This window comes from Streptomyces sp. YIM 98790 (genome assembly GCF_011421595.1).
GTDB lineage: Bacteria > Actinomycetota > Actinomycetes > Streptomycetales > Streptomycetaceae > Streptomyces.
On sequence record NZ_WTLH01000014.1, the window covers coordinates 13335 to 39696 of the forward strand.

The 26362-nt window shown below is 72.5% G+C and carries 23 protein-coding genes; 19 read left to right on the forward strand and 4 right to left on the reverse strand.

Annotated features, from left to right (window positions below; all coding sequences use genetic code 11):
• Nucleotides 1-34: 34 nt before the first annotated feature.
• From GQS09_RS04540 to GQS09_RS04565, 6 genes are all read left to right on the forward strand, one after another.
• Entirely contained in the window at nucleotides 35-742 is a 708-nt protein-coding gene (locus GQS09_RS04540; RefSeq protein WP_165984665.1) for an alpha-ketoglutarate-dependent dioxygenase AlkB, read from the forward strand.
• 568 nt (nucleotides 743-1310) lie between these two features.
• Nucleotides 1311-3221: an ATP-binding protein gene (locus GQS09_RS04545; RefSeq protein WP_165984666.1), complete on the forward strand. Its 1911-nt coding sequence runs from the start codon at nucleotides 1311-1313 to the stop codon at nucleotides 3219-3221.
• A gap of 171 nt (nucleotides 3222-3392) precedes the next feature.
• Nucleotides 3393-3809, forward strand: a complete 417-nt coding sequence (locus tag GQS09_RS04550) for a roadblock/LC7 domain-containing protein (protein WP_165984667.1) — start codon at nucleotides 3393-3395, stop codon at nucleotides 3807-3809.
• Nucleotides 3810-3812: 3 nt separating this feature from the next.
• A complete protein-coding gene (locus GQS09_RS04555; protein ID WP_165984668.1) occupies nucleotides 3813-4193 on the forward strand; it encodes a DUF742 domain-containing protein in 381 nt (126 codons plus the stop codon).
• Nucleotides 4171-4788 carry an ATP/GTP-binding protein gene (locus GQS09_RS04560; protein ID WP_165984669.1) on the forward strand — a complete coding sequence of 206 codons (618 nt, stop codon included), beginning with the start codon at nucleotides 4171-4173 and terminating at the stop codon, nucleotides 4786-4788. Before GQS09_RS04555 ends, GQS09_RS04560 begins: the two co-directional genes overlap by 23 nt.
• Complete coding sequence (locus GQS09_RS04565; protein ID WP_165984670.1) at nucleotides 4742-5317, forward strand: GAF domain-containing protein; 576 nt, start codon at nucleotides 4742-4744, stop codon at nucleotides 5315-5317. The genes GQS09_RS04560 and GQS09_RS04565 overlap by 47 nt, the downstream gene beginning before the upstream one ends.
• 133 nt (nucleotides 5318-5450) lie before the next feature.
• Here GQS09_RS04565 and metG read toward each other — a convergent pair whose 3' ends face one another.
• The 4 genes from metG to GQS09_RS04585 form a co-directional block, all read right to left on the reverse strand.
• Complete coding sequence (gene metG / locus GQS09_RS04570) at nucleotides 5451-7172, reverse strand: methionine--tRNA ligase (RefSeq protein ID WP_165984671.1); 1722 nt, start codon at nucleotides 7170-7172, stop codon at nucleotides 5451-5453.
• Nucleotides 7173-7418: 246 nt separating this feature from the next.
• Nucleotides 7419-9584 carry a putative bifunctional diguanylate cyclase/phosphodiesterase gene (locus GQS09_RS04575; RefSeq protein ID WP_399552399.1) on the reverse strand — a complete coding sequence of 722 codons (2166 nt, stop codon included), beginning with the start codon at nucleotides 9582-9584 and terminating at the stop codon, nucleotides 7419-7421.
• Entirely contained in the window at nucleotides 9581-10393 is an 813-nt protein-coding gene (locus GQS09_RS04580; RefSeq protein ID WP_165984672.1) for an SAM-dependent methyltransferase, read from the reverse strand. Before GQS09_RS04580 ends, GQS09_RS04575 begins: the two co-directional genes overlap by 4 nt.
• A gap of 344 nt (nucleotides 10394-10737) precedes the next feature.
• Nucleotides 10738-12054, reverse strand: a complete 1317-nt coding sequence (locus GQS09_RS04585; RefSeq protein ID WP_165984673.1) for a transglycosylase family protein — start codon at nucleotides 12052-12054, stop codon at nucleotides 10738-10740.
• A 333-nt stretch (nucleotides 12055-12387) separates the two neighbouring features.
• On the opposite strand from GQS09_RS04585, the gene GQS09_RS04590 reads away from it, so the two are divergent.
• The 13 genes from GQS09_RS04590 to GQS09_RS04650 all read left to right on the forward strand — a co-directional run bounded on the left by GQS09_RS04590 (nucleotide 12388) and on the right by GQS09_RS04650 (nucleotide 26339).
• Nucleotides 12388-13581: an RtcB family protein gene (locus GQS09_RS04590; RefSeq protein ID WP_165984699.1), complete on the forward strand. Its 1194-nt coding sequence runs from the start codon at nucleotides 12388-12390 to the stop codon at nucleotides 13579-13581.
• An 838-nt stretch (nucleotides 13582-14419) separates the two neighbouring features.
• Nucleotides 14420-15184, forward strand: coding sequence for a FadR/GntR family transcriptional regulator (locus GQS09_RS04595; protein ID WP_165984700.1), 765 nt, complete (start codon nucleotides 14420-14422; stop codon nucleotides 15182-15184).
• A gap of 90 nt (nucleotides 15185-15274) precedes the next feature.
• Nucleotides 15275-16135, forward strand: coding sequence for a fumarylacetoacetate hydrolase family protein (locus GQS09_RS04600; protein ID WP_165984674.1), 861 nt, complete (start codon nucleotides 15275-15277; stop codon nucleotides 16133-16135).
• Between the two features lie 20 nt (nucleotides 16136-16155).
• A complete protein-coding gene (locus tag GQS09_RS04605; RefSeq protein ID WP_165984675.1) occupies nucleotides 16156-17508 on the forward strand; it encodes an enolase C-terminal domain-like protein in 1353 nt (450 codons plus the stop codon).
• On the forward strand, nucleotides 17505-18341 hold the full coding sequence (locus GQS09_RS04610) for an SDR family NAD(P)-dependent oxidoreductase (RefSeq protein ID WP_165984676.1): 837 nt from the start codon (nucleotides 17505-17507) through the stop codon (nucleotides 18339-18341). The genes GQS09_RS04605 and GQS09_RS04610 overlap by 4 nt, the downstream gene beginning before the upstream one ends.
• 68 nt (nucleotides 18342-18409) lie before the next feature.
• On the forward strand, nucleotides 18410-19450 hold the full coding sequence (locus GQS09_RS04615; RefSeq protein ID WP_165984677.1) for an aldo/keto reductase: 1041 nt from the start codon (nucleotides 18410-18412) through the stop codon (nucleotides 19448-19450).
• Nucleotides 19451-19560: 110 nt separating this feature from the next.
• Nucleotides 19561-20433: an amidohydrolase family protein gene (locus GQS09_RS04620; RefSeq protein ID WP_165984701.1), complete on the forward strand. Its 873-nt coding sequence runs from the start codon at nucleotides 19561-19563 to the stop codon at nucleotides 20431-20433.
• Nucleotides 20434-20691: 258 nt separating this feature from the next.
• Nucleotides 20692-21363, forward strand: a complete 672-nt coding sequence (locus GQS09_RS04625) for a hypothetical protein (RefSeq protein ID WP_165984678.1) — start codon at nucleotides 20692-20694, stop codon at nucleotides 21361-21363.
• Between the two features lie 129 nt (nucleotides 21364-21492).
• Nucleotides 21493-22212: a class F sortase gene (locus GQS09_RS04630; protein WP_165984679.1), complete on the forward strand. Its 720-nt coding sequence runs from the start codon at nucleotides 21493-21495 to the stop codon at nucleotides 22210-22212.
• A 215-nt stretch (nucleotides 22213-22427) separates the two neighbouring features.
• A complete protein-coding gene (locus tag GQS09_RS04635) occupies nucleotides 22428-23663 on the forward strand; it encodes a lipase family protein (protein ID WP_207957454.1) in 1236 nt (411 codons plus the stop codon).
• A 17-nt stretch (nucleotides 23664-23680) separates the two neighbouring features.
• Complete coding sequence (locus GQS09_RS04640) at nucleotides 23681-24445, forward strand: DUF5819 family protein (protein ID WP_165984681.1); 765 nt, start codon at nucleotides 23681-23683, stop codon at nucleotides 24443-24445.
• Nucleotides 24442-25701 carry an HTTM domain-containing protein gene (locus tag GQS09_RS04645; RefSeq protein WP_165984682.1) on the forward strand — a complete coding sequence of 420 codons (1260 nt, stop codon included), beginning with the start codon at nucleotides 24442-24444 and terminating at the stop codon, nucleotides 25699-25701. Before GQS09_RS04640 ends, GQS09_RS04645 begins: the two co-directional genes overlap by 4 nt.
• A 38-nt stretch (nucleotides 25702-25739) precedes the next feature.
• Complete coding sequence (locus GQS09_RS04650; RefSeq protein WP_165984683.1) at nucleotides 25740-26339, forward strand: pyridoxamine 5'-phosphate oxidase family protein; 600 nt, start codon at nucleotides 25740-25742, stop codon at nucleotides 26337-26339.
• Nucleotides 26340-26362: the final 23 nt, after the last annotated feature.

Consider the following 26362-nt stretch of genomic DNA (forward strand, 5'->3'; position numbering starts at 1 on the left):
TGACGTGCACGGACGAGGGTGTGATGATGGCCGCATGGAAGGCGTGCGAGGTCCGGACGGTGAACTCTTCCCGCCGGAGGTCTCCCCGGGGCCGGTGACGGTCGCGCCGGGCGCGGTGCACCTGCCGGGCGAGCTGGGGCCCGAGCGGCAGCGGGAGCTGCTGGCCGCCTGCCGCGAGTGGTCCCGGCCGCCCGCGGGGCTGCGCACCGTGCGCACCCCGGGCGGGGTGATGTCGGTGCGCCAGGTGTGCGTGGGCCGGCACTGGTATCCCTACGGCTATGCGCGGACCGTGGTGGACGGCGACGGCGCGCCGGTGAAGCCGTTCCCGGCCTGGCTGGGGGACTGGGCCCGCCGGGCGGTGGCCGCCGCCGGGCTGCCCGGCCCGGGCGCCGGGAACCCCGGGGACTGCGGGGGCGAGGGGGACCACGCCTACGACATCGGGCTGGTCAACTTCTATGCGCGCGGGGCGCGGATGGGGATGCACCGGGACAGCGACGAGCGCTCGCCCGCGCCGGTGGTCTCCTTCAGCCTGGGCGACAGCTGCGTCTTCCGGTTCGGCAACACCCGGAGCCGGTCCCGGCCGTGGACGGACGTGGAGCTGCGCAGCGGGGACGCCTTCGTCTTCGGCGGTCCGTCCCGGCTGGCCTACCACGGCGTTCCCCGCACCCGCCCGGGAACCGCCCCGGCCGCCCTCGGGCTCGACGGCCGGCTGAACGTGACCGTGCGGGTGTCGGGCCTGTGAGACCGGGGTGAACGGCCCCGCCGCTCCCGCCCCGCCGCGCCCGGTGACCGTGTGTGTGTCCTGGGTCACTGCTGTGCCCGCCGCGTGCGCCAGTTGTGGGCGGGGACGGTGCGGGGTGTGGCGCTGGTGAGAGCGCTATGGGAAGCTCCGGAAAAGCTCCGGTACGGGCGTGCGGAAGGGTAGCGTGCGTTCGCGAACGTTCCCGGTGCGTCCTCCGGGAATTGCCCGGGAAAGTCGTCTGATGGGCCGTCTTGCGGTCCGGAACGGTGAACCCGGGGGTTCCAGGGGGCGTTATGATCCCCCGGAACGATCAAACGATCAAACGAACAACCGAACTTTTCACTCGTCAGGAGCTGGCGAGGGGTGGCGAATCCCGGAACTCGCGCCATCCCGCCGGGTGTTGGCGGCTAGCGTGGCCTGGCACGCAGTACCTTCGCCCCGCCCGCCCGGCCGTACCGGTGCACCCGGTCTCCGCTCAACTCCCGTGCGGATACCGCCCGTCCGCCGTCCGCCCGCTCCGACCGACAGTTGAATCCGCGTGAGCTCCGACAAAACTCCGAGGACGCCGATGCCCGAACCGCAGAGTCATGCGGCGAGCGCCGGAAGCGGACGCCCCGCTACCGGCGGTTCACGGCCCGCCCCCACCGGCTCCACCTCGCGCTCTGGCGACCGGCACCACGGCCGGGCCTCGGCCCGGCTCGCCGAGGGCGAGAACGAAGCGCGGCGGCGGGTGCTCCGCCTCGCGGTGGTCCCGTCACTCCTGGTCTCCGCGGTCTGCACCGCGGTCGTCACCTATCTGCTGCGGGCGCACCAGGGGCCGGGCAGCTACGAAACCCCGGCGCTGTGGATCGTCCTGGGCGCCGCCCTGCTGCTGGTGTGCCTGATCGTCGCCGGCGCCGCCTACGGTGCCACCGGCGAGAGCCGCGCACAGGCCGCCCGCTACGCGGCGCTGCGCCGCCAGGCCGCCCGCGGCCGCGGTGAACTGCACACCCTGCTCCAGCGGGTGGAGCGGGGCGAGCGCATCCGTCCCCCGGAGCACGCCCCGCCGCTGCCCGAACCGGACGGCGACGCCATGGAGCAGCTCGCCCGGGAGATCGCCTGCGCCCACTACGCCGCCCAGGTGGCGGTGGCCGAGGCCGCGCATCTGGTGCGCGGCAGTGTCAGCGGCAGCGACGAGAAGGTCGAGGTCTTCGTCAACCTCGCCCGCCGCCTGCAGTCCCTGGTGCACCGGGCCATCGAGTACCTGGACGAACTGGAGAACGAGGTCGAGGACCCGGACCTGCTCAAGGGCCTGTTCAACGTCGACCACCTGGCCACCCGGATCCGCCGGCACGCCGAGAACCTGGCCGTGCTGGGCGGGGCGGTGGCCCGCCGGCAGTGGACCCGCCCGGTCGGCATGACGGAGGTGCTGCGGTCGGCCATCGCCGAGGTCGAGCAGTACTCCCGGGTCAAGCTGGTGCCGCCGGTCGAGGGCACGCTGCGCGGCCACGCCGTGGCCGACGTCATCCACCTGCTCGCCGAACTGGTGGAGAACGCCACCACCTACTCGGCGCCGCAGACCCAGGTGCTGATGCGCGCCCAGTACGTGACGGCCGGCCTGGCGGTCGAGGTGGAGGACCGCGGGCTGGGCATGAGCGCCGCCGAGCAGAAGCGGATGAACGCCCTGCTCTCCGGCGCCGAGCGGATCGAGGTGGACGAGCTGCTCGCGGACGGCCGGATCGGCCTGTTCGTGGTGGCCTCGCTGGCCCAGCGGCACAACATCGTGGTGCAGCTCCAGAGCAACATCTACGGCGGCACCCAGGCGGTTCTGGTGGTGCCCCGGGAGCTGCTGGGCGAGACGCCCGCGGACCGGACCGGCGGCCGGCACCCGGCCGGCGCGGTGTCCGCCGCCCCGTCCGCGTCCGTTCCCGCCTCCGTGCCGGGCGTCCCCGCCCCGGCCGCGGACCGGCCCGCGGCGGAGGCCCGCCCCCTGCCGCAGCCGCGGCGGGAGGCGATAGAGCCGGCCGAGCACAGCCGGCCGGACCTGACCGGGTCCGCGGTGAGCGGCCCGCCCGCGGCGGTGGACCCGGTCGGCCGGGTCTCCGCCAGCCCGTACGGTCACGCCCAGTCCGGAGCCGGGCACCAGCCGCCGCACCAGGCGCACCACGGGCACCAGCCGCACCAGGCGAACCAGGCGAACCACGGAGCACCGCCCCAGGGACCGCAGACCCCGGCCCGGGCCCAGGAGCGGGCGCATCCGGCCGCGCAGGGACCGTCCACCATGCCGCTGGGCGTCATCCCCCCGCTGGACGACGGAACGGCCGACCGCCGTCCCGAACTCCCGCGCCGCCGACGCCAGGAGCATCTGGCGCCGCAGCTGCGGGACGAGCCGCAGGCCCGTCCCGCCGCCCAGGACGACCGCGAATTCGGCCACGACCCGGGTCTCATGGCCGCTTTCCGGCGCGGTGCCAACCTCGCCAACGACCCGGAAGACCGGTAACGGACCGCTCTGCAGACCCCCAGCCCAGACCGCTAGCCCCGAGCGTGCAGAAGCCGGCGGGCCGCGCAGCACCACACGACGGCACGCGACCCGCCAGCAGAACACCGGCTACATCGCCAGCCACGTAGCCGTGCACCCTCAGACTCAGCCCTTGAGGAGACTTAGGCGACCATGGTGAGTGAAGCGCCCCTCGGCCAGACCACGGACCTTTCCTGGCTGCTGTCCGGCCTTGTGCAACGGGTCCCGCACACCCGCAGCGCGCTCCTGCTGTCCAGCGACGGGCTGGTGAAGGCCGCCCACGGACTGGACATCGATGCCGCGGACCACCTGGCCGCGCTGGCGTCCGGCCTGTACTCTCTGGCCCGGAGCGCCGGAGCCCGGTTCGGCGACGGCGGCGACGTGCGGCAGGTGGTGGTCGAACTGGATTCCACACTGCTGTTCGTCTCCACCGCCGGGCAGGGGGCCTGCCTGGCCGTCCTGGCCGGCCGGGACGCGGACGCCGCGGTCCTGGGCTACGAGATGGCCATGCTGGTGAAGAGCGTGCGTCCGGCGCTGATGACGCCGGCGCGTCAGCCCGCGGGACAGTGAGCGGTGCGGGATCCGGAGCGGGAAGACCCTTATCTGGACGACGACGCCGGGCGGCTGGTGCGTCCGTACACGGTGAGCAACGGCCGTACTCGGCCCACCGCCGCTTTCGACCTGCTGACCCTGGTCATGGCCACCGGCCGGGGGCGGTCCCACAACTACCTGGGCCCCGACCACAGCGAGGTGCTGGGGCTCTGCAAGAACCCGATCACCGTGGCCGAGATCGCCGCGCACATCAAGATGCCCGCGGCGGTGACCAAAGTTCTCCTGTCCGACCTGGTCGACTCCGGAGCGGTGACCACCCGGGAACCGGTGGTGCCGCGACACGACTCCACCGACCGAGATTTGTTGGAGGCGGTGCTGCATGGACTCCGCAAGCGGCTCTGACCCGTTCCCCACGGCAGTGAAGATCCTGATCGCGGGCGGGTTCGGCGTCGGCAAGACGACCTTTGTCGGCGCGGTGAGCGAGATCGAGCCGCTGAGCACCGAGGAACTGCTCACCCAGGTCAGCGCCGCCTACGACAGCCTCGACGGGGTGGAGAACAAGCGCACCACCACCGTGGCCATGGACTTCGGGCGGATCACCCTGAGCGAGCAGCATGTGCTGTATCTCTTCGGCACGCCGGGGCAGGAGCGCTTCTGGTTCATGTGGAACGAGCTGTGCGCGGGCGCGCTGGGTGCCGTCGTGCTGGCCGATACCCGTCGTCTGGCGGACAGTTTCTCGGCCGTGGACTTCTTCGAGCGCCGGGGGATCGATTTCATTGTGGCGGTCAATGAGTTCGACAACGCGTACCGCTACACGCCCGAAGAGGTGCGGGCGGCGATCGACCTCAGTCCCGAGGTGCCGGTGGTGCTGTGCGACGCCCGCCAGGCCGCGTCGGGGACGCAGGTACTCATCACCCTTGTCCAGCACCTGATCAACACGAGGAGCCCTTATGGCGACGTCGTTCGACCCCACGAGTCACCTGCTGCTTACTCCTGAGGACCCCGACGCCCCGGCCCGGATGGCGCGGTTCCGGGAACTCGGGCTGGGCGACCGCCCGGTGGCGGAGTTCGACGACTTCGCCCGCCGGCTCGCCGAGCTGACCGGCGCGCCGTTCGCGGTGGTGAATCTGGTGGGCGAGGACCACCAGTATTTCGCCGGTCTGTACGCCACGGGCAGCGAGCAGGCGGTGGAGCTGAGCCCGGCCGACCCCGCCCCGGGCGGGATGGACCGGATGATGGACCGGGACCACGGCTACTGCCCGCATGTGGTGGTGCGCAAGAAGGCGCTGGTGCTGGAGGACGTCTGCGACTACCCGCGGTTCGCCGGCAACCCCGTGGTGGACGAGCTCGGCATCCGCTCCTACCTGGGCGCCCCGCTGCTGGACCCGACGGGCATCGCGCTGGGCACGGTCTGCGTGGTGGACCAGGAGCCCCGGCCGTGGGGCCGCCAGGGGCTGGAGACCATCAAGTCCATGGCCGCGGAGCTGACCGAGGTCATCCAGCGCGGCGTGGCGCTGCCGCGCTGAGGCCGGAGAGCCGAGGCCGGAGAGCCGAGGCCGGAAACGCGCGCCCGCGGCTTCCGGTGCCGGCCGCCCGGCGGCGCCGCGCGCGCCGCCCGGGTCCCCCGGGCGGCGACGGGCAGACGGTGAGCGGCGCGGCTCACCCCTCCTCGGCGCCGAAGCGCTCGCGGTAGGCGGCCAGGTCGTCCTCGGTGATCTTGGCGAACAGCACCGGCGGCACGGTGAACGGCGTACCGGCCGGCACCGAGCCCAGGGCGCGGGCCTCCGCCCCGGTGACCCACTGCCGGGTGTCGTCGGCCAGCGCGAAGGCGCCCCGCATCGCCCGGGCCGAGGCCGGGATGAAGGGCTCCGACACCACCGCGTAGAGGTGGATCAGGTTCATCGCGGTGCGCAGCGTCAGCGCGGCGGCGTCCTGGTCCTGCTTGATCTCCAGCCAGGGCGCCTTCTCCTCCAGGTAGGAGTTGCCCGCGCTCCACAGCGCGCGCAGCGCCGCTGCCGCCTTGCGGAACTGGAGCGCCTCCAGGTGCTCCTCGTACTCGGCCAGCAGCCGGGCGATCTCCTCGCCCAGCCGCTGCTCCGGCTCGCCCGCGGCGTGCCCGGCCGGCACCTGGTCGCCGAACCGCTTGCGGGAGAAGGACAGCACCCGGTTGACGAAGTTCCCCAGGGTGTCGGCCAGGTCCTTGTTGACCACCGAGGCGAACAGTTCCCAGGAGAAGGAGGAGTCGTCCGACTCCGGGGCTCCGGCCATCAGGAAGTACCGCCAGTAGTCGGCGGGCAGCAGCTCCAGCGCGGCGTCGGTGAAGATGCCGCGGTTCTGCGAGGTGGAGAACTTGCCGCCGTAGTACGTCAGCCAGTTGAACGCCTTGACGAAGTCCACCTTCTTCCACGGCTCCCGGGTGCCGAGCTGGGTGGCCGGGAACATCACGGTGTGGAAGGGGACGTTGTCCTTGGCCATGAACTGGGTGTAGCGGACGGCGTCGTCCACGTCGTACCACCAGGAGCGCCAGTCCCGCTGCTCGCCCTCGGGCGCGGCGTCGGCCCACTCCTTCGTCGCGCCGATGTAGCCGATCGGGGCGTCGAACCAGACGTAGAAGACCTTGCCCTCGGCGGCCAGTTCCGGCCAGGTGTCGGCGGGCACGGGCACGCCCCAGGTCAGGTCGCGGGTGATGGAGCGGTCGTGCAGGCCCTCGGTGAGCCACTTGCGGGCGATGGAGGAGGCCAGCGTGGGCCATTCCTTGCCGTGCTCGTCCACGAACCGCTCCACCTCGCCCTGCAGCCGGGACTGGAGCAGGAACAGGTGCTTGGTCTCCCGCACCTCCAGCGCGGTGGAGCCGCTGACCGCGGAGCGCGCGTTCAGCAGGTCGGTCGGGTCCAGCACGCGGGTGCAGTTCTCGCACTGGTCGCCGCGGGCCGCCTCGTATCCGCAGTGCGGACAGGTGCCGATGATGTAGCGGTCGGGCAGGAAGCGGCCGTCGGCCAGCGAGAAGACCTGGCGGGTGGTGCGCTCCTCGATGAAGCCGTTCTCCTGCAGCTTGCGCGCGATGTGCTGGGTGATCTCGATGTTCTGCCGGGAGGAGGTGCGGCCGAAGTGGTCGAAGCGCAGCTCGAAACCGTCGTAGACGGCCTTCTGGGCATCGTGCTGGCGGGCGCAGAACTCGTCCACCGGCAGCCCGGCGTCCTTGGCGGCCAGCTCGGCCGGGGTGCCGTGCTCGTCGGTGGCGCAGATGTAGAGCACCTCGTGGCCGCGCTGGCGCAGGTAGCGGGCGTAAACATCGGCCGGGAGCATCGAGCCGACCATGTTCCCCAGGTGCTTGATCCCGTTGATGTACGGCAGCGCACTGGTGATGAGGTGACGGGCCATCCTCGGATGCTCCAATGGTGAGGTGACAGCGGAGGTCACGGGCTGTGACGATGAATGCCGGACCGGGCAGCCGCCGAGCGGGCGGACGCCGGGGCGTTTTCATCCTAGCCATCCGCCGGCCCCGCTCCGTACCCGGTTTCCTCCGCCGCCGTGTCCCGACCCGTCTCCCGCGGGCCGTGTGTGCGGGGTCCTGTATGTGCGGGCCGTGTCCCGGGCCCCGGGCCTGTCGGACCTCTCGGGACCCTTTCAGACCGCCAGGGGGAGCTTCTCGGGCGGGCCCGGGCGGGCGTAGAACCAGCCCTGGGCGGAATCGCAGCCCAGCTCCTTGAGCCGCTCGGCCTGGAGCCCGGTTTCCACGCCCTCCACCGTCACGGACAGCCCCAGGGCGTGACTGAGCGAGACGATCCCCTCGATGATCCGCAGATCCACCGGGTCCGGCGGATGGTGCTGCAGCCCTTCGGTGAAGGAGCGGTCCAGTTTCAGCGTGGAGGCGGGCAGCCGCCGCAGGCTGGCCAGGTTCGAGTAGCCGGTGCCGAAGTCGTCCAGGGCTATGCCCACCCCCAGCTCGGCGAGCCGGCGCAGCGGTTTCAGCTCGTGGTCGTCGGCCCGCACCATGGCGGACTCGGTCACCTCCAGGCACAGCGAGGCGGCCGGCAGGCCGAACTCCTCCAGCACCGCCACCGTCTCGTCCACCAGGTCCGGGTGGTGCAGCTGGCGGGGCGAGAGATTGACGTTGACCCGCAGCGGGCGGGCGCCGCCGATGCCGCGCACCTGCCACTCGCAGGCCTGCCGCACCGCCTCGCGCAGCACCCAGCGGCCCAGCGGCACGATGAGCCCGGTGTGCTCGGCCAGCGGGATGAAGCGGTCCGGCCCCAGCACGCCGTGGCGGGGATGACTCCACCGCACCAGTGCCTCGGCGCCCTCGATGGAGCCGTCCTCCATCCGGATCAGCGGCTGGTACTCGATGAAGAACTCGCAGCCGCGCAGTGCCGAGGGCAGGTGGTGGGTGAGGTGGTGCCGGCTGATGGCCCGCGCCTCGGAATCCGGGTCGGCCACCGCGTACCGGTTGCCGCCCTCCGACTTCGCCCGGTACATGGTGATGTCCGCGCTGCGCAGCACCTCGGAGGCGGTCAGGTCGCCCACCGGGCCCTCCACGATGCCGATGGAGGCGCGCACCATCAGCTCCCGGCCGCCCAGGTCCACCGGCTCGGCGAGCGCGTCCAGCGCGCGCTGGGCCAGGTCGGTGACGGCGGCCCGGGTGGGCGGGTCGGTGATCAGCGCCACGAACTCGTCGCCGCCGATCCGGGCCAGCAGCTGGCGGGGGCCGGAGACGCAGGAGTGCAGCCGCTCGGCCACCGCTATCAGCAGCTGGTCGCCCACGGCGTGGCCCAGGCTGTCGTTGACCGCCTTGAAGCCGTCCAGGTCCAGGTAGCACAGCCCGATCCGGGCGCACTCCGAGGAGGGGCCGAGCGCCTGCTCCAGCCGTTCGAAGAACAGCGCCCGGTTGGGCAGGTCGGTCAGCGCGTCGTGGGTGGCCTGGTAGCGCAGCCGCAGGTTGAGCAGCCGGCGTTCGGTGATGTCCTCCATCATGGCGAGCATGTACTGCGGCTCGCCGTCGGCGTCGCGCAGCAGCGAGACGGTGAGGTTGGTCCACAGCACGGTGCCGTCGCTGCGGTTGTAGGGCTTCTCGATGGAGTAGTGGTCGCGTTCGCCGCGCATCAGCTCGCCCTGGAGCCGCCAGGTCTCGGGGGAGTCCTCGGGGTGCGTCCAGTCGGTGACGTTGCGGCTGCGGATGTGGTGCTCGGAGCCGCCGAACATGGTGGACAGCGTGCGGTTGGTCTCCAGGATGTTGCCGTCCATGTCGGCCAGCCCGATGCCCAGGGCGGCGTCGTTGAACACCGCGCGGAACCGGGTCTCGCTCTCGTGCAGCGCGGTGGCGATGTCGGTCTGGGCCTGGAGCGCGGCCCGGGAGAGCGCCTCCTGCTCGCTGCGGGTGCGGTCCTGGAGGGCGTGGGAGAAGCCGGCCGCGATGGCGTGCTGGAGGCGGGAGCAGCGCGCCCGGCCCTCCTCGGCGGAGAGCTGCTGCCCGTCCAGGCAGTAGAGCAGCAGATAGGCGTCCAGCACGCCGAGGATCCTGGGAAGCGAGTCCGGTGCGGTGCAGTGCGCGGCGACCAGGGCCCGGCCCACCGTGCGGCCGGGGGACGGATCGAACGGCCGGGCGTGCAGGGCGTCGGCCAGTTGCCGTGTCAGGCCGAGCAGGTGTGCCTCGAACTCGGGCCGGGTCATGGAGGTGGCCGTGGCCGGGTAGACGGCGCGCGACCAGATGCGGGCGAACCGCGCCGCCCCGTCCGGCGGCTCCCCTGGCGGCTCCTGTCCCTCCGGCAGGGCGGGCCCGGCGTCCGGTGGTGTCACGCTGTGCGTCCTACTCCGGCGAACCCGGTGTACACGACGGGGTCCTCCTCGTCCGTGGGTCCGTCCGGACGCCAGTCGGGCATGCTGACCAGTCCGGGTTCGACCATCTCGAAGCCGGTGAAGAACTCGGCGACGGCCTGCCGGTCGCGCATGATCAGGGGCGAGGAACTGCGGCGGTAGACGCCCATCACGGCGTCGCCCTGTTCGGTGGTGCGCGGGCCGCCCTCGGTGGAGGCGTGGGTGAGCGCCAGCAGGCTGCCGGGGGCGAGCCGCCGGCGGTACTCGGCCAGGGTCTCCAGGGGCTTGTCCTCGTCCGGGATGAAGTGCAGCAGGGCGATCAGCAGCAGCGCGACCGGGCGGTCCAGGTCGAGCAGCCGGCCGGCCTCCTCGCTCTCCAGCACGTCCATGGGGCAGCGGAAGTCCGCGGCGGCGATGCCGGCGCTGGGCTGGTCGCCCAGCACGGCGCGGCTGTGCGCCACGGCGACCGGGTCGTTGTCCACGTACAGCACGCGGGCCTCGGGGGAGGCGGCGAGGGCCACCTCGTGCACATTGCCGAAGGTGGGGATGCCGGAGCCGATGTCCAGGAACTGGGTGATGCCCTGTGCCACGGCGTAGCGCACCGCCCGGCGCATGAAGGCGCGGTTGGCCTGCATGATCTTCGGCAGGCCCGGGAACGCCTCCATCGCCTTGCGCGCCGCGACCCGGTCGACCTCGAAGTTGTGTGAACCCCCTAGGTAGTAGTCGTACATGCGGGCCACACTCGGCACGGACAGATCGATTCCCGGTGGCGCCCAGGCGGGTCGCTCCATGAAGACCTCCTGCACGTCGGCAATTTGGCGTTCAGGGGGCTGAGCGTACTGACCACAGGTAACGGAGGGAAGAAAACGGAGGGTCGGGGTCCCCCTGGTGCTGCGGAATTCTGTCATATGTACCCATCAATGCCGTTATCAGTCAGCGCTTACTTCACGGGACGGCAACAGCGCCCGCCGCGGTCGGTCCGGGGCGGCCGGGAGCGGCGACGGATGCGCTCCCGGCCGCGGCGCGCTCCTGCGAACGCGGTGTCAGGTGGCGTGCTGCGGGGCGGTCGTGGGGCTGATGCCGCCCGGCACGGCGGGGGTTCCGGCACCGTGCCGGGCGGGGTCCGGCGCGGGTGTCAGATGGACACCCCGTGCTGCCGCAGGTAGGCCAGCGGGTCGATGTCCGAGCCGAACTGCGCCGAGGTGCGGATCTCGAAGTGCAGGTGCGGCCCGGTGGAGTTGCCGGTGGAGCCGGACCGGCCCACCTGCTGTCCCGCGTTGACCTTCTGCCCGGAGGAGACCGAGATCGCCGACAGGTGCGCGTACTGGCTGTACCTGCCGTCGGTGTGCCGGACGATCACCTCGTAGCCGAAGGAGCCGGACCAGCCGGCCGAGACCACCTCACCGGCGGCCACGGACTTCACCGAGGTGCCGGTGGCCACCGGGAAGTCCGCGCCGGTGTGGTAGCCCAGCGACCAGCCGCCGCCGGTGGCCCGGTACTGGGTGCCCACCGAGGCGCTGACCGGCGCCACGTGGGTGGCGGCGGCCGGCTCCGGCTCGGCCCGGTCGGTGTCCCGGTCCGCCTTCTCGCCGCCCTGTGAGGCCTGCTCGGTCTTCTGCTGCTTCTCCTGCTTCTGCTGCTTCTCCTGTTTCTCGGTCTTCTGCTGCTTCTCCTGCTCCTGGGTGTCCGCCTGCGCGCCGCCGGAGCCGGTGAGCGCCTCCGAGCCGCTGGGCAGGGCGAGCCGCTGGCCGGGGAAGATCAGGTGCGGGTTGCCGCCGACCGTCGCCCGGTTCAGCTCGTAGAGGGACTGCCAGCCGCCGCGCAGCCCGTGCCGGGTGGCGATCCGGTACAGGCTGTCGCCCGGCACCACCTCGTACTGCGAACCGGCCTCTGCCTGGGGCGACTCCGTCGTCTGCCCGTTCTTCTGTTCCGCCTGCCGGGTCTGCTGGTGGGTCTGCTGCTCCTGCTGCCGGTTCTGCTGCCCGGACTCGCGCCCGGTCTCCCGGGAGGCCCGCTCGTCCTGCCCGGCGGACGCGGAGCCGGTGGAGCCGGTGGACACGTCGGGCTGCACACCGTCGTCGGTGAGGCCGGCGCGCACGGAGCAGGTGGGCCAGGCGCCCGGCCCCTGACCGTCCAGCACCTTCTCGGCGATCGTGATCTGCTCGTCCTTGGTGGCCAGGTCGGCGCGTGAGGCGTAGACCGTACCGCCGAACGCCTCCCAGGTGGACTGCTTGAACTGCAGCCCGCCGAAGTAGCCGTTCCCGGTGTTGATGTCCCAGTCGCCACCGCTCTCGCACTCGGCGACCTTGTCCCACGTCTCCACCGAGGCGGCGGAGGCGCCGGTGGCGCTGAGCAGCGGGAGGGCCAGTCCTGCGCCGCTGGCGGTGACGGTGAGCGAGGCCCGGGAGACGGTACTGGGCTTGTAGCGGCGGTGTCGTCCTCGAACGGTCATCGCGGTGGGTCCTCCCCCTCCGGCGGATCACTCGATCCCACATGACCCCGGCGCGGCCGGCGCGGGCCGCCGGCACGGTGCCCGGCGGAGCGTCAGTTTTTGTCGTGATCATGTGAGTTGTACGGCGATCAGCCTAGAGTTGGCCGCTTCCGGCGAGCAAGGGAGCGCCGGGGTGCCGGGGGAGCGCATGCGATGTCCGCGCCGGAAATGATGTTGCGGGCTACCGGCGCGGGGGGCGCACAATGGAGGCACCGCGGGCGAGGTGATGGGGGCGGATCCGCGGCATTTCTCCGTCTTCAATTGTCAGGACATACCCCGGGGGGAGTGAGCACGTTGGGGTACACGGAACTGCCCGGAGCACGGGTGCCGATCCGGATCTGGACCGACCCGTCGTCGGTGGAGGAGGGGGCGCTGCGTCAGCTGCACAATGTGACCACGCTTCCCTGGGTACGCGGACTGGCCGTGATGCCGGACGTGCACTACGGCAAGGGGGCGACCGTCGGCTCGGTCATCGCCATGGAGGGCGCGGTGTGCCCGGCGGCGGTGGGGGTGGACATCGGCTGCGGCATGACCGCGGTGCGCACCTCGCTCACCGCCGGCCACCTGCCCGGCGATCTCTCCCGGCTGCGCTCCCGCATCGAGCAGGCCATCCCCGTGGGGCGCGGCGCGCACCCCGAGGCGGTCGACCCGCGGCGGCTGCACGGCTTCGGCACTGCCCGCTTCGAAGCCCTGTGGCAGCGGTTCGACGGCCTTGCCCCGCAGGTCAAGGCACGTGCGGACCGGGCCGGCAAGCAGCTGGGCACGCTCGGCGGCGGCAACCACTTCATCGAGGTGTGCACCGACACCGAAGGCGCGGTGTGGCTGATGCTGCACTCCGGCTCCCGGAACATCGGCAAGGAGCTGGCCGAGCACCACATCGGCGAGGCCCGCCGGCTGCCGCACAACCAGGATCTGGTCGACGGCGATCTGGCGGTCTTCGTGCAGGGCACCCCGCAGATGGACGCCTACCGTCATGACCTGTTCTGGGCCCAGGAATACGCCCGTTGCAACCGCGAGCTGATGATGGCTCTGCTCCAGGACGTGATACGCCGCGAGTTCCGCGCGGCCCGCCCGTCCTTCGGCGAGGTCATCTCCTGCCATCACAACTATGTGGCGGAGGAGCGTTACGACGGCATGGACCTGCTGGTGACGCGGAAGGGCGCGATCCGGGCCGGGGCCGGGGAGTTCGGCATCATCCCCGGCTCCATGGGAACGGGCTCCTACATCGTCCGGGGTCTGGGCAATCCGGCGGCTTTCCGGTCCGCCTCGCACGGGGCGGGCCGGCGGATGAGCCGGGCGGCGGCAAAGCGCCGCTTCACGGTGCGGGATCTGGCCGACCAGACCCGGGGCGTGGAGTGCCGCAAGGACTCCGGTGTGGTGGACGAGATCCCGGGCGCCTACAAGCCGATCGAACAGGTCATAAACCAGCAGCGCGATCTCGTCGAGGTGGTCACCAAACTGCGCCAGGTGATCTGCGTCAAGGGCTGAGCCGCGGCCGTCTCCGTCCCTGCGGGGAGACGGCCGCTGTCCTTGACGGTGCGCGGCCACATCGGCGAGAAGCGTCATAGCGGATCAAAGCTCGTATCGCGGGAGAAGGAGCGGGAGAGGAGGAGAGGTCCTCGATCTCAGACTGCCCCGGAGAGCGCGCGGAAATTACTCCGATCTTGGAATTTTAATCTTCTGCCTGGTTTGGCGCGGCGGAAGGGAAGATCCCGGCCCGGTCCCGGCCCCGGCGGTGGGTCCCCGGGCGCCCGGCGGCACCGCCCCGGGGCGGTGCCGCCGCGGTGAGCAGGGAGAACCCCGGCGGCGGGGGAGCACTCCGGTCCCAGGGGATTGCCGTCCGGCCGTATCCGGCCAGGGCCGCGGCTTTCTGAAGGGACACGGTCAGATGCGGCCGGAGTTGCCGGGCTTGGCCGGCGGGAGCACAAGGCCCGGCCGCGGGCAACGGAACTTTGCCGTTCCCCGGTTCCGGCCGCCCCGGGGACCGGAACCGGCACTGTGCCGTTACCGCTCGCGGCGGGTCCGGCGGGCCGCGGGCGGCACCGCGGCACCGTGCGCCCCTGGCCATGGCCCGCCTCCCGTACCGGCATTCCCGCCCTGCGGCTCTCCCGGCCGTATCCCCGGCGCCGGCACACCATGATGGCGGTGACGGCGGGCATTTCGCCGCCGCCCGTGCCCTGCCGGACGGAAAAAGCGGTGAATATGTCGTCGAGCTATGACGGCGGGCCGCAGCGGCGATCCCCCGTCCGGTCACTGCCGCATGCGGCGGCCGGTACGGTCGGGCGGACCGGGGCATGCGGACGGGTGTGCGGGAGGAGCCATGGCGATGGCGGTGACGGAGCGGGCGATCGACAGAATCAAGGCGATGATTGTGGCCGGAGCACTGGCTCCCGGCCAGCGGCTGCCCCGCGAAGAGGAATTGGCCGAGGACCTCGGGCTGTCCCGCAATTCGCTGCGCGAGGCGGTCCGTGCCCTGACCGCCATGCGCATTCTGGTGGTCCGGCAGGGCGACGGCACCTATGTGTCCAGTCTTGAGCCCGGTCTGCTGCTGGAGTCGCTGACTTTCGCCGCCGACGTCTCCACCGGGGAAACCGCGCTCCAGCTCCTCCAGGTCCGGCGCATGCTGGAGCCGCAGGCGACGGCGCTGGCCGCCGGCCGGATCACCGACGCGGACCTGGCCCGCCTCTCCGGGCTGCTGGAGCGCTGCAACCGGGCACGGGACATCGAGGAGTTCGTGGCCTGCGACATGGACTTCCACGGCGCCATCGCCGACCTGGCCGGCAACCCCGTGCTCTCCGCGCTGCTGCGGATTCTCTCCAGCCGCACCCAGCGGGTGCGCGTGCTGCGCGCCGCGGGCGGGGACGCGGTGCTTGCCGGCGCACAGCGGGAGCACGGGGCGATCCTGGAGGCGCTCGCCGCCCGGGACGCCCGGCTGGCCGAGGCCAGCGCCGCCGTGCACATCGCCGGGGTGGAGCGCTGGCTGCGGGCCGAGGCCCCCGCCGGCTCTCCGGCCGGGACATCGGAGGTGTCCCCGGACGTGTCTCCGGCCGGGGCGGCGGCTTCCAGTGCCGCCACCCCGGCCGGAGCCTGAAAGACCTCCGATCTCTGTGCTGTTCAGTCCGGAAGTTCGGGGATAGGGTGCGGTGCTGGCATTGATACCTCCGAGGTCTTGGAGTCTCCGGTGAAGCTGATGCGTCTGGGAGGGGCGGGTGCGGAACGTCCGGCGGTCCGCACCGACGACGGCCGGGTGCTGGATCTGTCCCCGGTCACCGGCGGCGGTGACATCGACCGCGCCTTCCTGGCCGGCGGCGGAATCGAGCGGGCCCGCGAGGCGCTGGCCGCCGGCGGGCTGCCGGAGCTCCCGGACGCCGGGGACCTGCGGGTCGGGGCGCCCGTCGCCCGGCCCGGCAAGGTGGTCTGCATCGGCCTCAACTACCGCGACCACGCCCGGGAGACCGGAGCCGCGGCCCCGCCCCGCCCCGTCGTCTTCATGAAGGACCCGGGCACCGTGATCGGCGCCTACGACGAGGTCCTCATCCCGCGCGGCTCGGTCCGGACCGACTGGGAGGTGGAGCTGGCCGTGGTCATCGGCCGCCGCGCCCGCTATCTGGAGACCGAGGAGGAGGCCGCCGGGGTCGTCGCCGGCTATGCCGTCAGCAACGACGTCTCCGAGCGCGAGTTCCAGCTCGACTACTCACCCCAGTGGGACCTGGGCAAGTCCTGCGAGACCTTCAACCCGCTCGGCCCGTGGCTGGTCACCGCCGACGAGGTGGACGACCCGCAGAACCTGGGCCTGCGGCTGTGGATCAACGGTACCGAGCGGCAGAACGGCCACACCGGCGACATGATCTTCGACATCCGCCATCTGGTCGCCTACCTCAGCCGCTACATGGTCCTGGAACCCGGAGACGTCATCAACACCGGCACCCCGGCGGGCGTCGCCCTCGGCCTGCCCGACCAGCCCTACCTGCGCCCCGGCGATGTGATGGAGCTGGAGATCGACGGCCTCGGGCGGCAGCGCCAGACCCTCGGCCAGGCGTGAGAGCGGCACCGGACACCGCCATGAGCCGCATCACCGCCGTCGAGACCCACGACATCCGCTTCCCCACCTCGCGCGAGTTGGACGGCTCGGACGCGATGAACCCCGACCCCGACTACTCCGCCGCCTACCTGGTGCTGCGCACCGACGGGGGCCCCGCCGGCCACGGCTTCACCTTCACCATCGGCCGGGGCAACGAAGTACAGGTCGCCGCCCTGGAGGCGCTGCGCCCGCACCTGATCGGCCGCCGGGTGGACGACATCTGCGCCGACCCGGGCACCGTCTACCGCGCCCTCACCGCGGACAGCCAGCTCCGCTGGCTCGGACCGGAGAAGGGCGTCATCCACATGGCCATCGGCGCGGCCGTCAACGCGGTCTGGGATCTGGCCGCCCGGCGGGCCGGCAAACCGCTGTGGCGGCTGCTCGCCGACGCCGAACCGGAATGGCTGGCCGGGCAGGCCGACCTCCGCTACCTGGAGGACGTGCTGTCCCCGGAGCGCGCCGTGGAACTGCTGCGCGCCGGACGGGAGGGCGCCGGCCGGCGCGCCGACGCGCTGCTGCGAACCGGCTACCCCGCCTACACCACCTCTCCCGGCTGGCTCGGCTACTCCGACGCCAAACTCACCAGGCTGGCCCGCCAGGCCGTCGCCGACGGCTTCACCCAGATCAAGCTCAAGGTCGGCGCCGACCTCGCCGACGACGTCCGGCGGCTGCGCGCGGCGCGGGCCGCCGTCGGGCCGGACATCCGGATCGCCGTGGACGCCAATCAGCGCTGGCACGTCCGGCAGGCCATCGAATGGACCAGGGCGCTCGCCGAGTTCGGCCCCTACTGGATCGAGGAGCCGACCAGCCCGGACGACATCCTCGGGCATGCGGCGGTGCGGCGGGCCGTCGCCCCGGTCAAGGTGGCCACCGGCGAGCACGCCCAGAACCGGGTGATCGTCAAACAGCTCCTCCAGGCCGGAGCGGTCGACGTGCTCCAGCTGGACGCCGCGCGGGTCGGCGGCGTCAACGAGAACCTGGCCGTGCTGCTGCTCGCCGCCGATCACGGAGTGCCGGTCTGCCCGCACGCGGGCGGTGTCGGCCTGTGCGAACTCGTGCAGCACCTGGCCATGTTCGACTACGTGGCGCTCAGCGGCACCACCCGGGACCGGGCCGTGGAGTACGTGGACCACCTGCACGAGCACTTCACCGACCCGGTGCGCATCGTGGGCGGCCACTACGCCGCCCCCCAGACGCCCGGCTTCTCGGCCCGGATGCGCCAGGAGTCCCTGGACCGCTACCGGTTCCCCGACGGTGCCTTCTGGACCGCCGACCGTGCCGGGCGCACCCCGGGCGGACAGGACGACACGGAGAGGACGGTGCCGGCCGGATGACCGAGCCGACGACCGGAGCGACCACCGACCCGGCGACCGGCCCGGCGACCGGCCCGGCGACCGATCCGGCGGGCGGCCGGGAACTGGCGGGGCTGCGGGCCCTGGTGACCGGCGGGGCCTCCGGGATCGGGCAGGCCGCCGCCCGGCTGCTGGCCGCGCGCGGCGCCCGGGTCGCCGTCCTGGACCTGCGCCCGGAGGACGTCACCGCGCCCCTCCTCCCGTACCGGGCCGACGTCTCGGACGACGCCTCGGTCCGGGCCGCGGTGTCCGCCGCCGCCGAAGACCTCGGCGGGCTGGACATCCTGGTCAACAACGCGGGCATCGGCGCAGCCGGCACCGTGGCGGACAACCCCGACGAGGAATGGCACCGGGTCTGGGACGTCAACGTGGTGGGCATGGTGCGCACCAGCCGCGCCGCCCTGCCCCGTCTGCGCGCCTCGCCGCACGCCTCGGTGGTCAACGTCTGCTCCATCGCCGCCACCGCCGGGCTGCCGCAGCGGGCCCTGTACTCGGCCACCAAAGGCGCGGTGCTCTCCCTCACCCTGGCCATGGCCGCGGACCACCTGCCCGACGGCATCCGGGTCAACTGCGTCAACCCCGGAACCGCGGACACCCCCTGGGTCGCCCGGCTGCTGGACGCCGCCGACGATCCCGAGGCCGAGCGGGCCGCGCTCGCCGCCCGCCAGCCCATGGGCCGCCTGGTCACCGCCGGGGAGGTCGCGGCGGCCATCGTCTACCTCGCCGGGCCGGCCGCCTCCGCGGTCACCGGCACCGCCCTGGCCGTGGACGGCGGCATGGCCGGCCTGCGCCCCCGCCCCGCACCGCGGACCTGACGGGCGGAACCGCCGGGGATGACGACGGGAACGCGAAGCAGCGGAGCAGCGGAGCAGAACGGAGAGAAATGGAGAAGAACGGAGCCGAGGTGCCGCCGGCCGCGCGGACGAGAACCCTGGGGACCACCGGCGTCACAGTGACCGAACTGGCGCTGGGCGCCGCGCCGCTCGCCGGCCTCTACCGCCCGGTCGGCGCCGCACAGGCCCGCGCCGCCGTGGACGCCGCCTGGGCGGCGGGCGTGCGCTACTACGACACCGCGCCCCACTACGGACTCGGCCTGTCCGAACGCCGCCTCGGCGCCGCCCTGGCCGGCCGCCCGGCCGCCCGCCGCACCGTCTCCACCAAGGTCGGCCGCCTCCTCCGCCCACTGCCTCCTCCCCACCCGGCCGACGACCTGGACCACGGCTTCGCCGTCCCCGCCACCCACGAGCGGGTCTGGGACTTCACCGCGGCCGGGGTGCGGCGCAGCCTCGCCGACAGTCTCGACCGGCTCGGCCTCGACCGGGTGGACATCGCCTACCTGCACGACCCCGACGACCACGCCGGGGCCGCCTTCGGCGAGGCCCTTCCCGAACTGGCCCGGCTGCGCGCCGAGGGCACCGTCTCCGCGATCGGCGCCGGCATGAACCAGACCGCCATGCTCACCCGGTTCATCCGCGACTCCGGCATCACCCTCGACGTGGTGCTCTGCGCCGGCCGCTACACCCTGCTCGACCAGGACGCGCTGCGCGAGCTGCTGCCCGTCGCCGCCGCCCGCGGCACCTCGGTGGTGATCGGCGGCGCCTTCAACTCCGGACTGCTGGCCGATCCCCGCCCCGGAGCCACCTACAACTACACGGCCGCCCCGGAGCCGCTGCTGCGCCGCGCCCTGCGGCTGAAGGACGTGTGCGAGGAGCACGGCGTCCCGTTGCGCGCCGCCGCCCTCCAGTTCCCGTTCGGCCACCCGGCGGTGAGCAGCGTGCTGGTGGGTGCCCGCTCCGCCGGGGAAGTCCGCGACGCCGCCGCGATGATGGCCCACCCGATCCCCGGGGCGCTGTGGGAACGGCTGCGCGCCGAGGCCCTGCTGCCGCCCGGGGTTCCCGTCCCCCCGGAGAGAGCCGCCCCGTGAACGAGCCTTCCCCGCCTCCGCCTCCGTCCCCGTCCTTGCCCCCGTCCCCGTCCCCGGCCTCGTACGCCGCCGCGCGGTGTGCACCGGCCGGTCCCGCCCCCGGAGCGGTGATCGACGCCCACCACCACCTGTGGGAGCTGGCCGTCCGCGACCAGGACTGGATCGCCGGGGAAGCCCTGGCCCCGCTGCGCCGCGACTTCACCCTGGCCGACCTGGAGCCCGAGGCGCGCGCGGCGGGGGTGACGTCGACCGTGGCCGTGCAGACCGTGACCGTCGCCGAGGAGACCCCCGAGCTTCTCGCCCTGGCGGCGCAGAGCGAGCTGATCGCCGGCGTGGTCGGCTGGACCGACCTCACCGCCCCCGACGCCGGCCGGGCCTTGGAGGCGCTGCGCACCGGTCCGGGCGGGGAACGGCTGGTCGGCATCCGGCACCAGGTGCAGCACGAGCCCGACCCGCGGTGGCTGCTCCGTGCCGACGTGGCCCGCGGCCTGGCCGCCGTGGCCGATGCCGGGCTCGTCTACGACCTGGTGATCCTTCCGCACCAACTGCCCGCCGCGGCGGAGGCCGCCTCCCGTTTCCCGCAGCTCACCTTTGTCCTGGACCACTTGGGCAAGCCGCCCATCGCCGCCGGGGAGCCGGAAGAACTGGCCGGCTGGTCGGCGTCGGTGCGCCGCCTCGCCGGGCGGCCCAACGCCGTGTGCAAGCTCTCCGGTCTGGTGACCGAGGCGGACTGGCGGACCTGGACCGTGCCCGACCTGCGGCCGTATGCCGAAGTGGTGCTGGACGCCTTCGGCCCGGAACGGGTGATGTTCGGCTCCGACTGGCCGGTCTGCCGCCTCGCCGCCGGCTACGGGAGGGTCCTGGACACCGCCCGGGAACTGTGCGACACCCTGGCCCCTGCCGAGCGGGACGCCGTGTTCGCCGGCACCGCCGCCCGGGTCTACCGGCTGCCCGCGGCCCGGCGGACCGGAACGGCGCCGTAGCGGGATGCGCAGCCGCCGGCCGGGCCGGGAGCTTCGCCCGCCCTCCCTTACCCCGCGGCGGCCCGAATGTGTGGCACCGCCCGTGGGCAAACGAGTGGCGCCGCCGCCTTTTTCACTGAAAGAGATGATGGCCTCACTCGAATACCACACTTTCCAGTGGTGCGCGGTCGTGATCCGGCTGAGGCTGAACACGTCGCCAGCGCGTTCCCAAGAGCTGATGACGTGTCGGCTCTCGCGTTCGCGGCGAAAGGAAAATTCATGCGTGCCACTCGCACTCTCTTCGCCTCAGCCGCCGTCACCGCGGCCCTTGCCCTCTCCGCTCCCGCAGCGAGCGCCCTGACCGCACCCGAGCTGCGGGCGCCGGAGAGCGGTATGGCCACCAGTGGTGACCACGGGGACAAGGACCGTCACGACAAGGACGGCAAGCACCACGATAAGGACCGTCACGGCAAGGACGGCAAGCACGGCAAGGGCAAGAAGCCGCGCGGTGGTGTTCACGCCGGCAGCGGTGCGCTGGCCGTGACGGGGCTCCCGGTGAGCGGGGACCACGGGGACAAGGACCGTCACGACAAGCACGGCAAGCACCACGATAAGGACCGTCACGGCAAGGACGGCAAGCACGGCAAGGGCAAGAAGCCGCGCGGTGGTGTTCACGCCGGCAGCGGTGCGCTGGCCGTGACGGGGCTCCCGGTGAGCGGGGACCACGGGGACAAGGACCGTCACGACAAGCACGACAAGCACGACAAGCACGGCAAGCACGACAAGCACGGCAAGGGCAAGAAGCCGCGCGGCGGTGTTCACGCCGGCAGCGGCGGGCTGGTCCAGCCCGCAGGCGGCATGGCCGCCGGGTCCGTGCTGCTGCTCGGCGGTCTCGGTGCCGGGGCCTACGTGCTGCGGCGTCGCACCGCGGCCGGCTCTGCCGCCGCCTGAACCGTCACCCCTCACGCCTCACTGCGTTCTTTCGCGGCTGCCGTCCTTCCACGGATGGCGGCCGCGGTCGCTGCTCCGCGCGGTCCCCGGCAACGCCGCCGCCGTCCCGTTCACGAAAGGCCCTCTTCCATGCCGGCCCAGCAGCCGTCCCAGCAGCCGTCCGAGCAGAACCGGACCCGGACCCGGACCGGGCCCGCCCGCCGCAAGCTCGGCCGAGCACTGATCCTGCCCCTTGCGGCCACGGCCGCGGGTGTCCTCCTCCTCTACAACGCCCTCACCGCACCGGCCGAGCTCCCGCCCCCGGCCCACTCCGCGGCGGAAGCCCCGGCCCCGGCCGGCTCTCCCGCCGTGCCCGGTCAGGCTTCCGGCGCCGAACAGGCCCTGCCCCGCTCGGTACCCACCCGGATCACCATCCCGGAGATCGGCGTGGACGCGCCGTTCGTCCCACTGGCCATCGGGGAATCCGGGCAGCTCGACCCACCGCCTCGCGACGACAGCAATCTCGCCGGCTGGTTCGAGGACGGAGCGGCTCCGGGCGAGCGCGGCTCCTCCATCGTGGTCGGCCATGTCGACACCATGGACGGACCGGCCGTGTTCGCGCGCCTGAACGAACTGAAACCGGGAAGCTCGGTCAGCATCACCCGCGAGGACGGCATCACCGCGACGTTCACGGTCCATGCCATGGAGGTCTTCAGCAAGGCCGACTTCCCCGACGACCGGGTGTACGCCGACACCCCCTCCCCGTCGCTGCGCCTGATCACCTGCGCCGGCGCCTACGACCGGGAGACCCGGAACTACGAGGACAACCTGGTGGCGTTCGCCCGGCTCGACTCGGCGGAACGCACCTGAATCCCCGCGCCGACCGCAGCGTTCGCCACGCTGCGCCGTGCCGCACCGGGTTGCCTGCGCGCAGCGGCCGGCCGCGCCGGCTTGTCGGCGGATGCGTATTCCGTACGGAGTGATTGAGGGCCGCTGACAAAGAAAAAATGCGGCCCGGAATACCCAGCATTTCCTCCCTATCCTGTCTCGGGCCCGGAGAGAACAGAGGACAGGGAGGCCCCACCGTGCCCGCTCGATGGCGACGCAAAGCAGTGCAGGCGGCAGCGGCGGGCGCACTCGCGCTGATCCTGGCCGCCGCCCCGCCCGGCGGGCCGTCCCGCGCCGCGGCGGCAGCCGTGGCCACCGAGGCGGAGAGCGCGCTCTCCGACGACGCCTTCCACACCCCGCCCGATCCGCTGCCCGCCGGGCGGCCCGGCGACCTGATCCGGTACCGCCCGGCCAAGGCGGGACCGCCCAGCGCGCAGGCCCTGGCCGACGCCTGGCAGGTGATGTACCTGTCCACGGACGCGCTCGGCGAGCCCAACGCCGTCACCGGAACCGTGCTCGTGCCCAAGGGCGCCGACCCGGCAACCGCCCCCGTCGTCGGATTCGGCCCCGGCACCCACGGCCCCGCGTTCCACTGCGCCCCTTCCCGCATGCTCGCCATCGGCGCCTTCTACGAACAGCCCGCGGTCAATTCCCTGCTCGGCGCCGGGTACGCCGTCGCCCTCACCGATTACGAGGGCTATCACCCCGATCCGGAAACCACCTACACCATCGGCCGCTCCATGGGTGCGGCGCTCATCGACGGTGTGCGGGCCGCGCAGCGCCTCACCGAGGCCGGGCTCTCCGCCACCGCCCCGGTCTTCTTCCGCGGCTACTCCCAGGGCGGCGGGGCCGCCATGTGGGCCGGTGAACTCCAGCCCGCCTACGCACCGGAACTCGACCTGGCCGGGGTGATCGGCGGGGGAGTACCGGCCGACCAGGTGCAGGTCGCCCTCGGGCTGGAAGGCGGCGACGGTTTCGGACTGCTCGCGTACGCCCTGCTCGGCATGGACAACGCCTACCCGGAACTGGATCTGGAGCCCCACCTCAATGACACGGGCCGCGCGGCCTTCGCGGATATGAACGCACGCGCCTGCACCATGGAACTCCTGCTGGAGCACCGGGGCAAACGCGTCACGGACTATCTGACGCGCAGCCCGCTGATCGATCCGCCGTGGCTGGCCCGCATCCAGGAGAACACGCTCGGCACCCGGCCGATCGCCGCCCCGGTCTTCCAGTACCACGCCACCGAGGACGAACTCGTCGCCTCTCCGCAGGCCCGGTCACTGCGCGACGCCTACTGCGCGGCCGGTGTCGAACTGGTCTGGAAGACCTGGCAGACCGGCCACATCGCGCTGGTCTACCACGGCAACGCGGAGGCCCTCGCGTTCATGAACGACCGCCTGTCCGGCCAGCCGGTCCCCAGCACCTGCTGACCGGGAGGGGCGGCGCCATGGAGATCACGGAACGCCAGGAAGCCGAAGAAGTCAGGGAAGAACGCGACAGCCGGGACAGCCGGGACAGCGAGGAGACCGGCGCACCGGGCGTGGGCCGGGCCCCGCACACCCTGTCCCGGCCGCTGCGGGCGGCCGTGCAGCTCTTCGCCGCCGGGCTGGCGCTGCTCACCCTGTGGCACATGCTGGCGGGCTTCCTCTCCATCGCGCCCGACAACGTGCTGAAGCGCCGGACCGAGTCCGCCGTCGACGGCTACCTGGAACCGGAACTCGTAAGGAACTGGCTGCTGTTCGCGCCCAGCCCGCCACGCGCTGATCTGCGCATCGAGGTGCGCGCCGAAATCCGGCGGGACTCCGCCGGCGTCATCCGCACCGACTGGCTGGACCTCACCCAGCAGGACCTGGACAACATCCGTCACCAGCTGCTGCCCAGCCACGCCGACCGCGCCCAGCTCTTCCGGGCCTGGTCGCAGTTCCGCAAACACACCGACGACTCGTTCGTCCCGTACACCGAGTACGGGCTGCTGATGGACGCCCACGTGCACCGGATCGCCCTGCTGCGCCTCGCCGAACAGGGCCGCGACCTCGATCGGGTGGAACGCATCCAGCTTCGTTCCGGCAGCGTCGCCATTCCGCCACCGCCCTGGGAGAGGGGCCGTGGCGCGGCCTCCGGCGAACCCGCCTACCGCGAGGCCGGATGGCGTGAGGTGACCGACGCCGACCGTGGCGTCGCCGCCCTCGCCGGAGGAGGAACCACCCCGTGACCACCACCGCGTCCGATCCCGGCACCGATCCCGGCACCGATCCCGGCACCACGAGCGGCACCAGGACCGGGGCCGATGACGGCCCGGACCACCCCGAGCGGACCGCGCCCGCCGCGCAGACGCAGACGCAGCCCGAGGGACTGATCGCCCGCTGGGACTCCGCCCTCACCCGCGGATTCCGTACCGTGACCACCCGTTCCCTGGGACCGCACCAGACCGCGGTACTGCGGATCGCCACCGCCTTCACCTGGCTGCTGTTCATGGTGCGGGAGTTCCCCCACCGCCACGAGCTGTTCGGCCCCAACGGCCCCTGGGGCCTGGACCTTGCCGTCCCCTACCTGGAGACCACCGGGGCCCTCACCGTACTGGTCTGGTCCGGCTCCACCCTGTGGTTCGAGCTCTGCTACGCCCTGGCCCTGGCCTCGGCGGCCGGACTGCTGCTCGGCTGGCACACCCGGGCCATGTCGGTGCTGTTCATGGTCGCGGTGCTGTCCTTCGACAACCGCAGCAGCATCATGGGCAACGGCGGCGACAATCTCCTGCATCTGCTGGCCGTCTACCTGGTGCTGCTGCGCTGCGGCCAGGTCTGGTCACTCGACGCCCGCCGCCGGGCCCGCGCCCGGTCCGGCGCAGGCCCGGCGCTCTGGGCACTCCTCGGCGCCGCCCTGGCCGCGTCCACCCTCAGCGGCAGACTCGACGCCCCCGGCTGGCTGCTGGTCTTCTGGGGGCTCTGGCTGGTCCATGCCCTGTGGTGGACGGCGGGCCGCTTCGCGCCCGGCCAGCCCCGGACCTTCTGCGACACCCTTGCCCACCTGGTGCACAACGCCACCCTGCTGGTGCTGATGTACGAGGTCTGCCTGATCTACGGCAGCGCCGGCTGGTACAAGATCCAGGGCGAGCTGTGGCAGAACGGCACGGCCACCTACTACGCGCTGCACGCCGACTACTACACCCCCTGGCCCGGACCGTCCGCCTGGCTGGCCGGCCACTCGGGCGTGGTGCTGGCGATGACCTACGTGACCGTCTTCCTCCAGGTCGGCTTCGTCTTCTCACTGCTCAACCGCCGCGCCAAGAACGTCATGCTGGTCTTCCTGATCGCCGAACACGCAGTGATCGGCGTGCTGATGGGACTGCCCTACCTCTCCCTGGCGGTCATCGCCGCCGACCTCCTCTTCCTCCCCACCGCCTTCCTTCTCCGGGCCCGGGCTTGCCTCCGCCTCCGCCCCCCACGCCTCTGGCGGGCGCGACCGGGCTGACGCGGGGGAGCCGGGCCCAACCCCGCATAATCGTTTCCATGGGCAAGAACTATGAGCGGATAGACGGCCGGTTGCGGGCCTTCATCGAGGCGCAGCACATCTTTTTCACCGCGACGGCGCCGCTGGACCGCGAGGGCACCGTGAACCTTTCACCCAAGGGCCTGAAGGGCTCGTTCGCGGTGATCGACGAGCTGACCGTGGCCTACCTCGATTTCGCCGGGAGCAACGCCGAGACGATCGCGCATCTGCGCGAGAACGGCCGCATCACCCTGATGTGGTGCGCCTTCGACGGTCCGCCCAACATCGTGCGCGTGCACGGCCGCGGTGAGCCGGTCTTCCGCGACGACGCGCGATGGGCCGGGCTGATCGGGCACTTCCCCGACATCGATCCGACCACCCATGGCCTGCGGGCGATCATCGTCGTGACGGCCGAGAAGATCCGCGACACCTGTGGGTACGCCGTCCCGTTCATGACCTATGACGGAGACCGCCCCCTGCATGCGTCGCGCTTCGCGCGCGAGACGGACGAGTCACTCGACGCGTACTTCCGGAAGAAGGAGCACGTCGCCACCAGCATCGACGGCCTGCCGGGCCTTCCCCTGCCGCTGCCGCCACTCCCGCCCGGCGCACAACCATGACCCGGCCGCGACCCCCGATGGCC

Excerpts from the sequence above, each read along its gene's own strand:
- GQS09_RS04560 (WP_165984669.1), top strand. The coding sequence starts at position 4,171 with ATGGACTCCGCAAGCGGCTCTGACCCGTTCCCCACGGCAGTGAAGATC.
- GQS09_RS04550 (WP_165984667.1), top strand. The coding sequence starts at position 3,393 with ATGGTGAGTGAAGCGCCCCTCGGCCAGACCACGGACCTTTCCTGGCTG.
- GQS09_RS04640 (WP_165984681.1), top strand. The coding sequence starts at position 23,681 with ATGGAGATCACGGAACGCCAGGAAGCCGAAGAAGTCAGGGAAGAACGC.
- GQS09_RS04540 (WP_165984665.1), top strand. The coding sequence starts at position 35 with ATGGAAGGCGTGCGAGGTCCGGACGGTGAACTCTTCCCGCCGGAGGTC.
- GQS09_RS04605 (WP_165984675.1), top strand. The coding sequence starts at position 16,156 with ATGAGCCGCATCACCGCCGTCGAGACCCACGACATCCGCTTCCCCACC.
- GQS09_RS04615 (WP_165984677.1), top strand. The coding sequence starts at position 18,410 with ATGGAGAAGAACGGAGCCGAGGTGCCGCCGGCCGCGCGGACGAGAACC.
- GQS09_RS04585 (WP_165984673.1), bottom strand. The coding sequence starts at position 12,054 with ATGACCGTTCGAGGACGACACCGCCGCTACAAGCCCAGTACCGTCTCC.
- GQS09_RS04565 (WP_165984670.1), top strand. The coding sequence starts at position 4,742 with ATGGCGACGTCGTTCGACCCCACGAGTCACCTGCTGCTTACTCCTGAG.
- GQS09_RS04545 (WP_165984666.1), top strand. The coding sequence starts at position 1,311 with ATGCCCGAACCGCAGAGTCATGCGGCGAGCGCCGGAAGCGGACGCCCC.
- metG (WP_165984671.1), bottom strand. The coding sequence starts at position 7,172 with ATGGCCCGTCACCTCATCACCAGTGCGCTGCCGTACATCAACGGGATC.
- GQS09_RS04580 (WP_165984672.1), bottom strand. The coding sequence starts at position 10,393 with ATGGAGCGACCCGCCTGGGCGCCACCGGGAATCGATCTGTCCGTGCCG.
- GQS09_RS04650 (WP_165984683.1), top strand. The coding sequence starts at position 25,740 with ATGGGCAAGAACTATGAGCGGATAGACGGCCGGTTGCGGGCCTTCATC.
- GQS09_RS04610 (WP_165984676.1), top strand. The coding sequence starts at position 17,505 with ATGACCGAGCCGACGACCGGAGCGACCACCGACCCGGCGACCGGCCCG.
- GQS09_RS04625 (WP_165984678.1), top strand. The coding sequence starts at position 20,692 with ATGCGTGCCACTCGCACTCTCTTCGCCTCAGCCGCCGTCACCGCGGCC.
- GQS09_RS04595 (WP_165984700.1), top strand. The coding sequence starts at position 14,420 with ATGGCGGTGACGGAGCGGGCGATCGACAGAATCAAGGCGATGATTGTG.
- GQS09_RS04630 (WP_165984679.1), top strand. The coding sequence starts at position 21,493 with ATGCCGGCCCAGCAGCCGTCCCAGCAGCCGTCCGAGCAGAACCGGACC.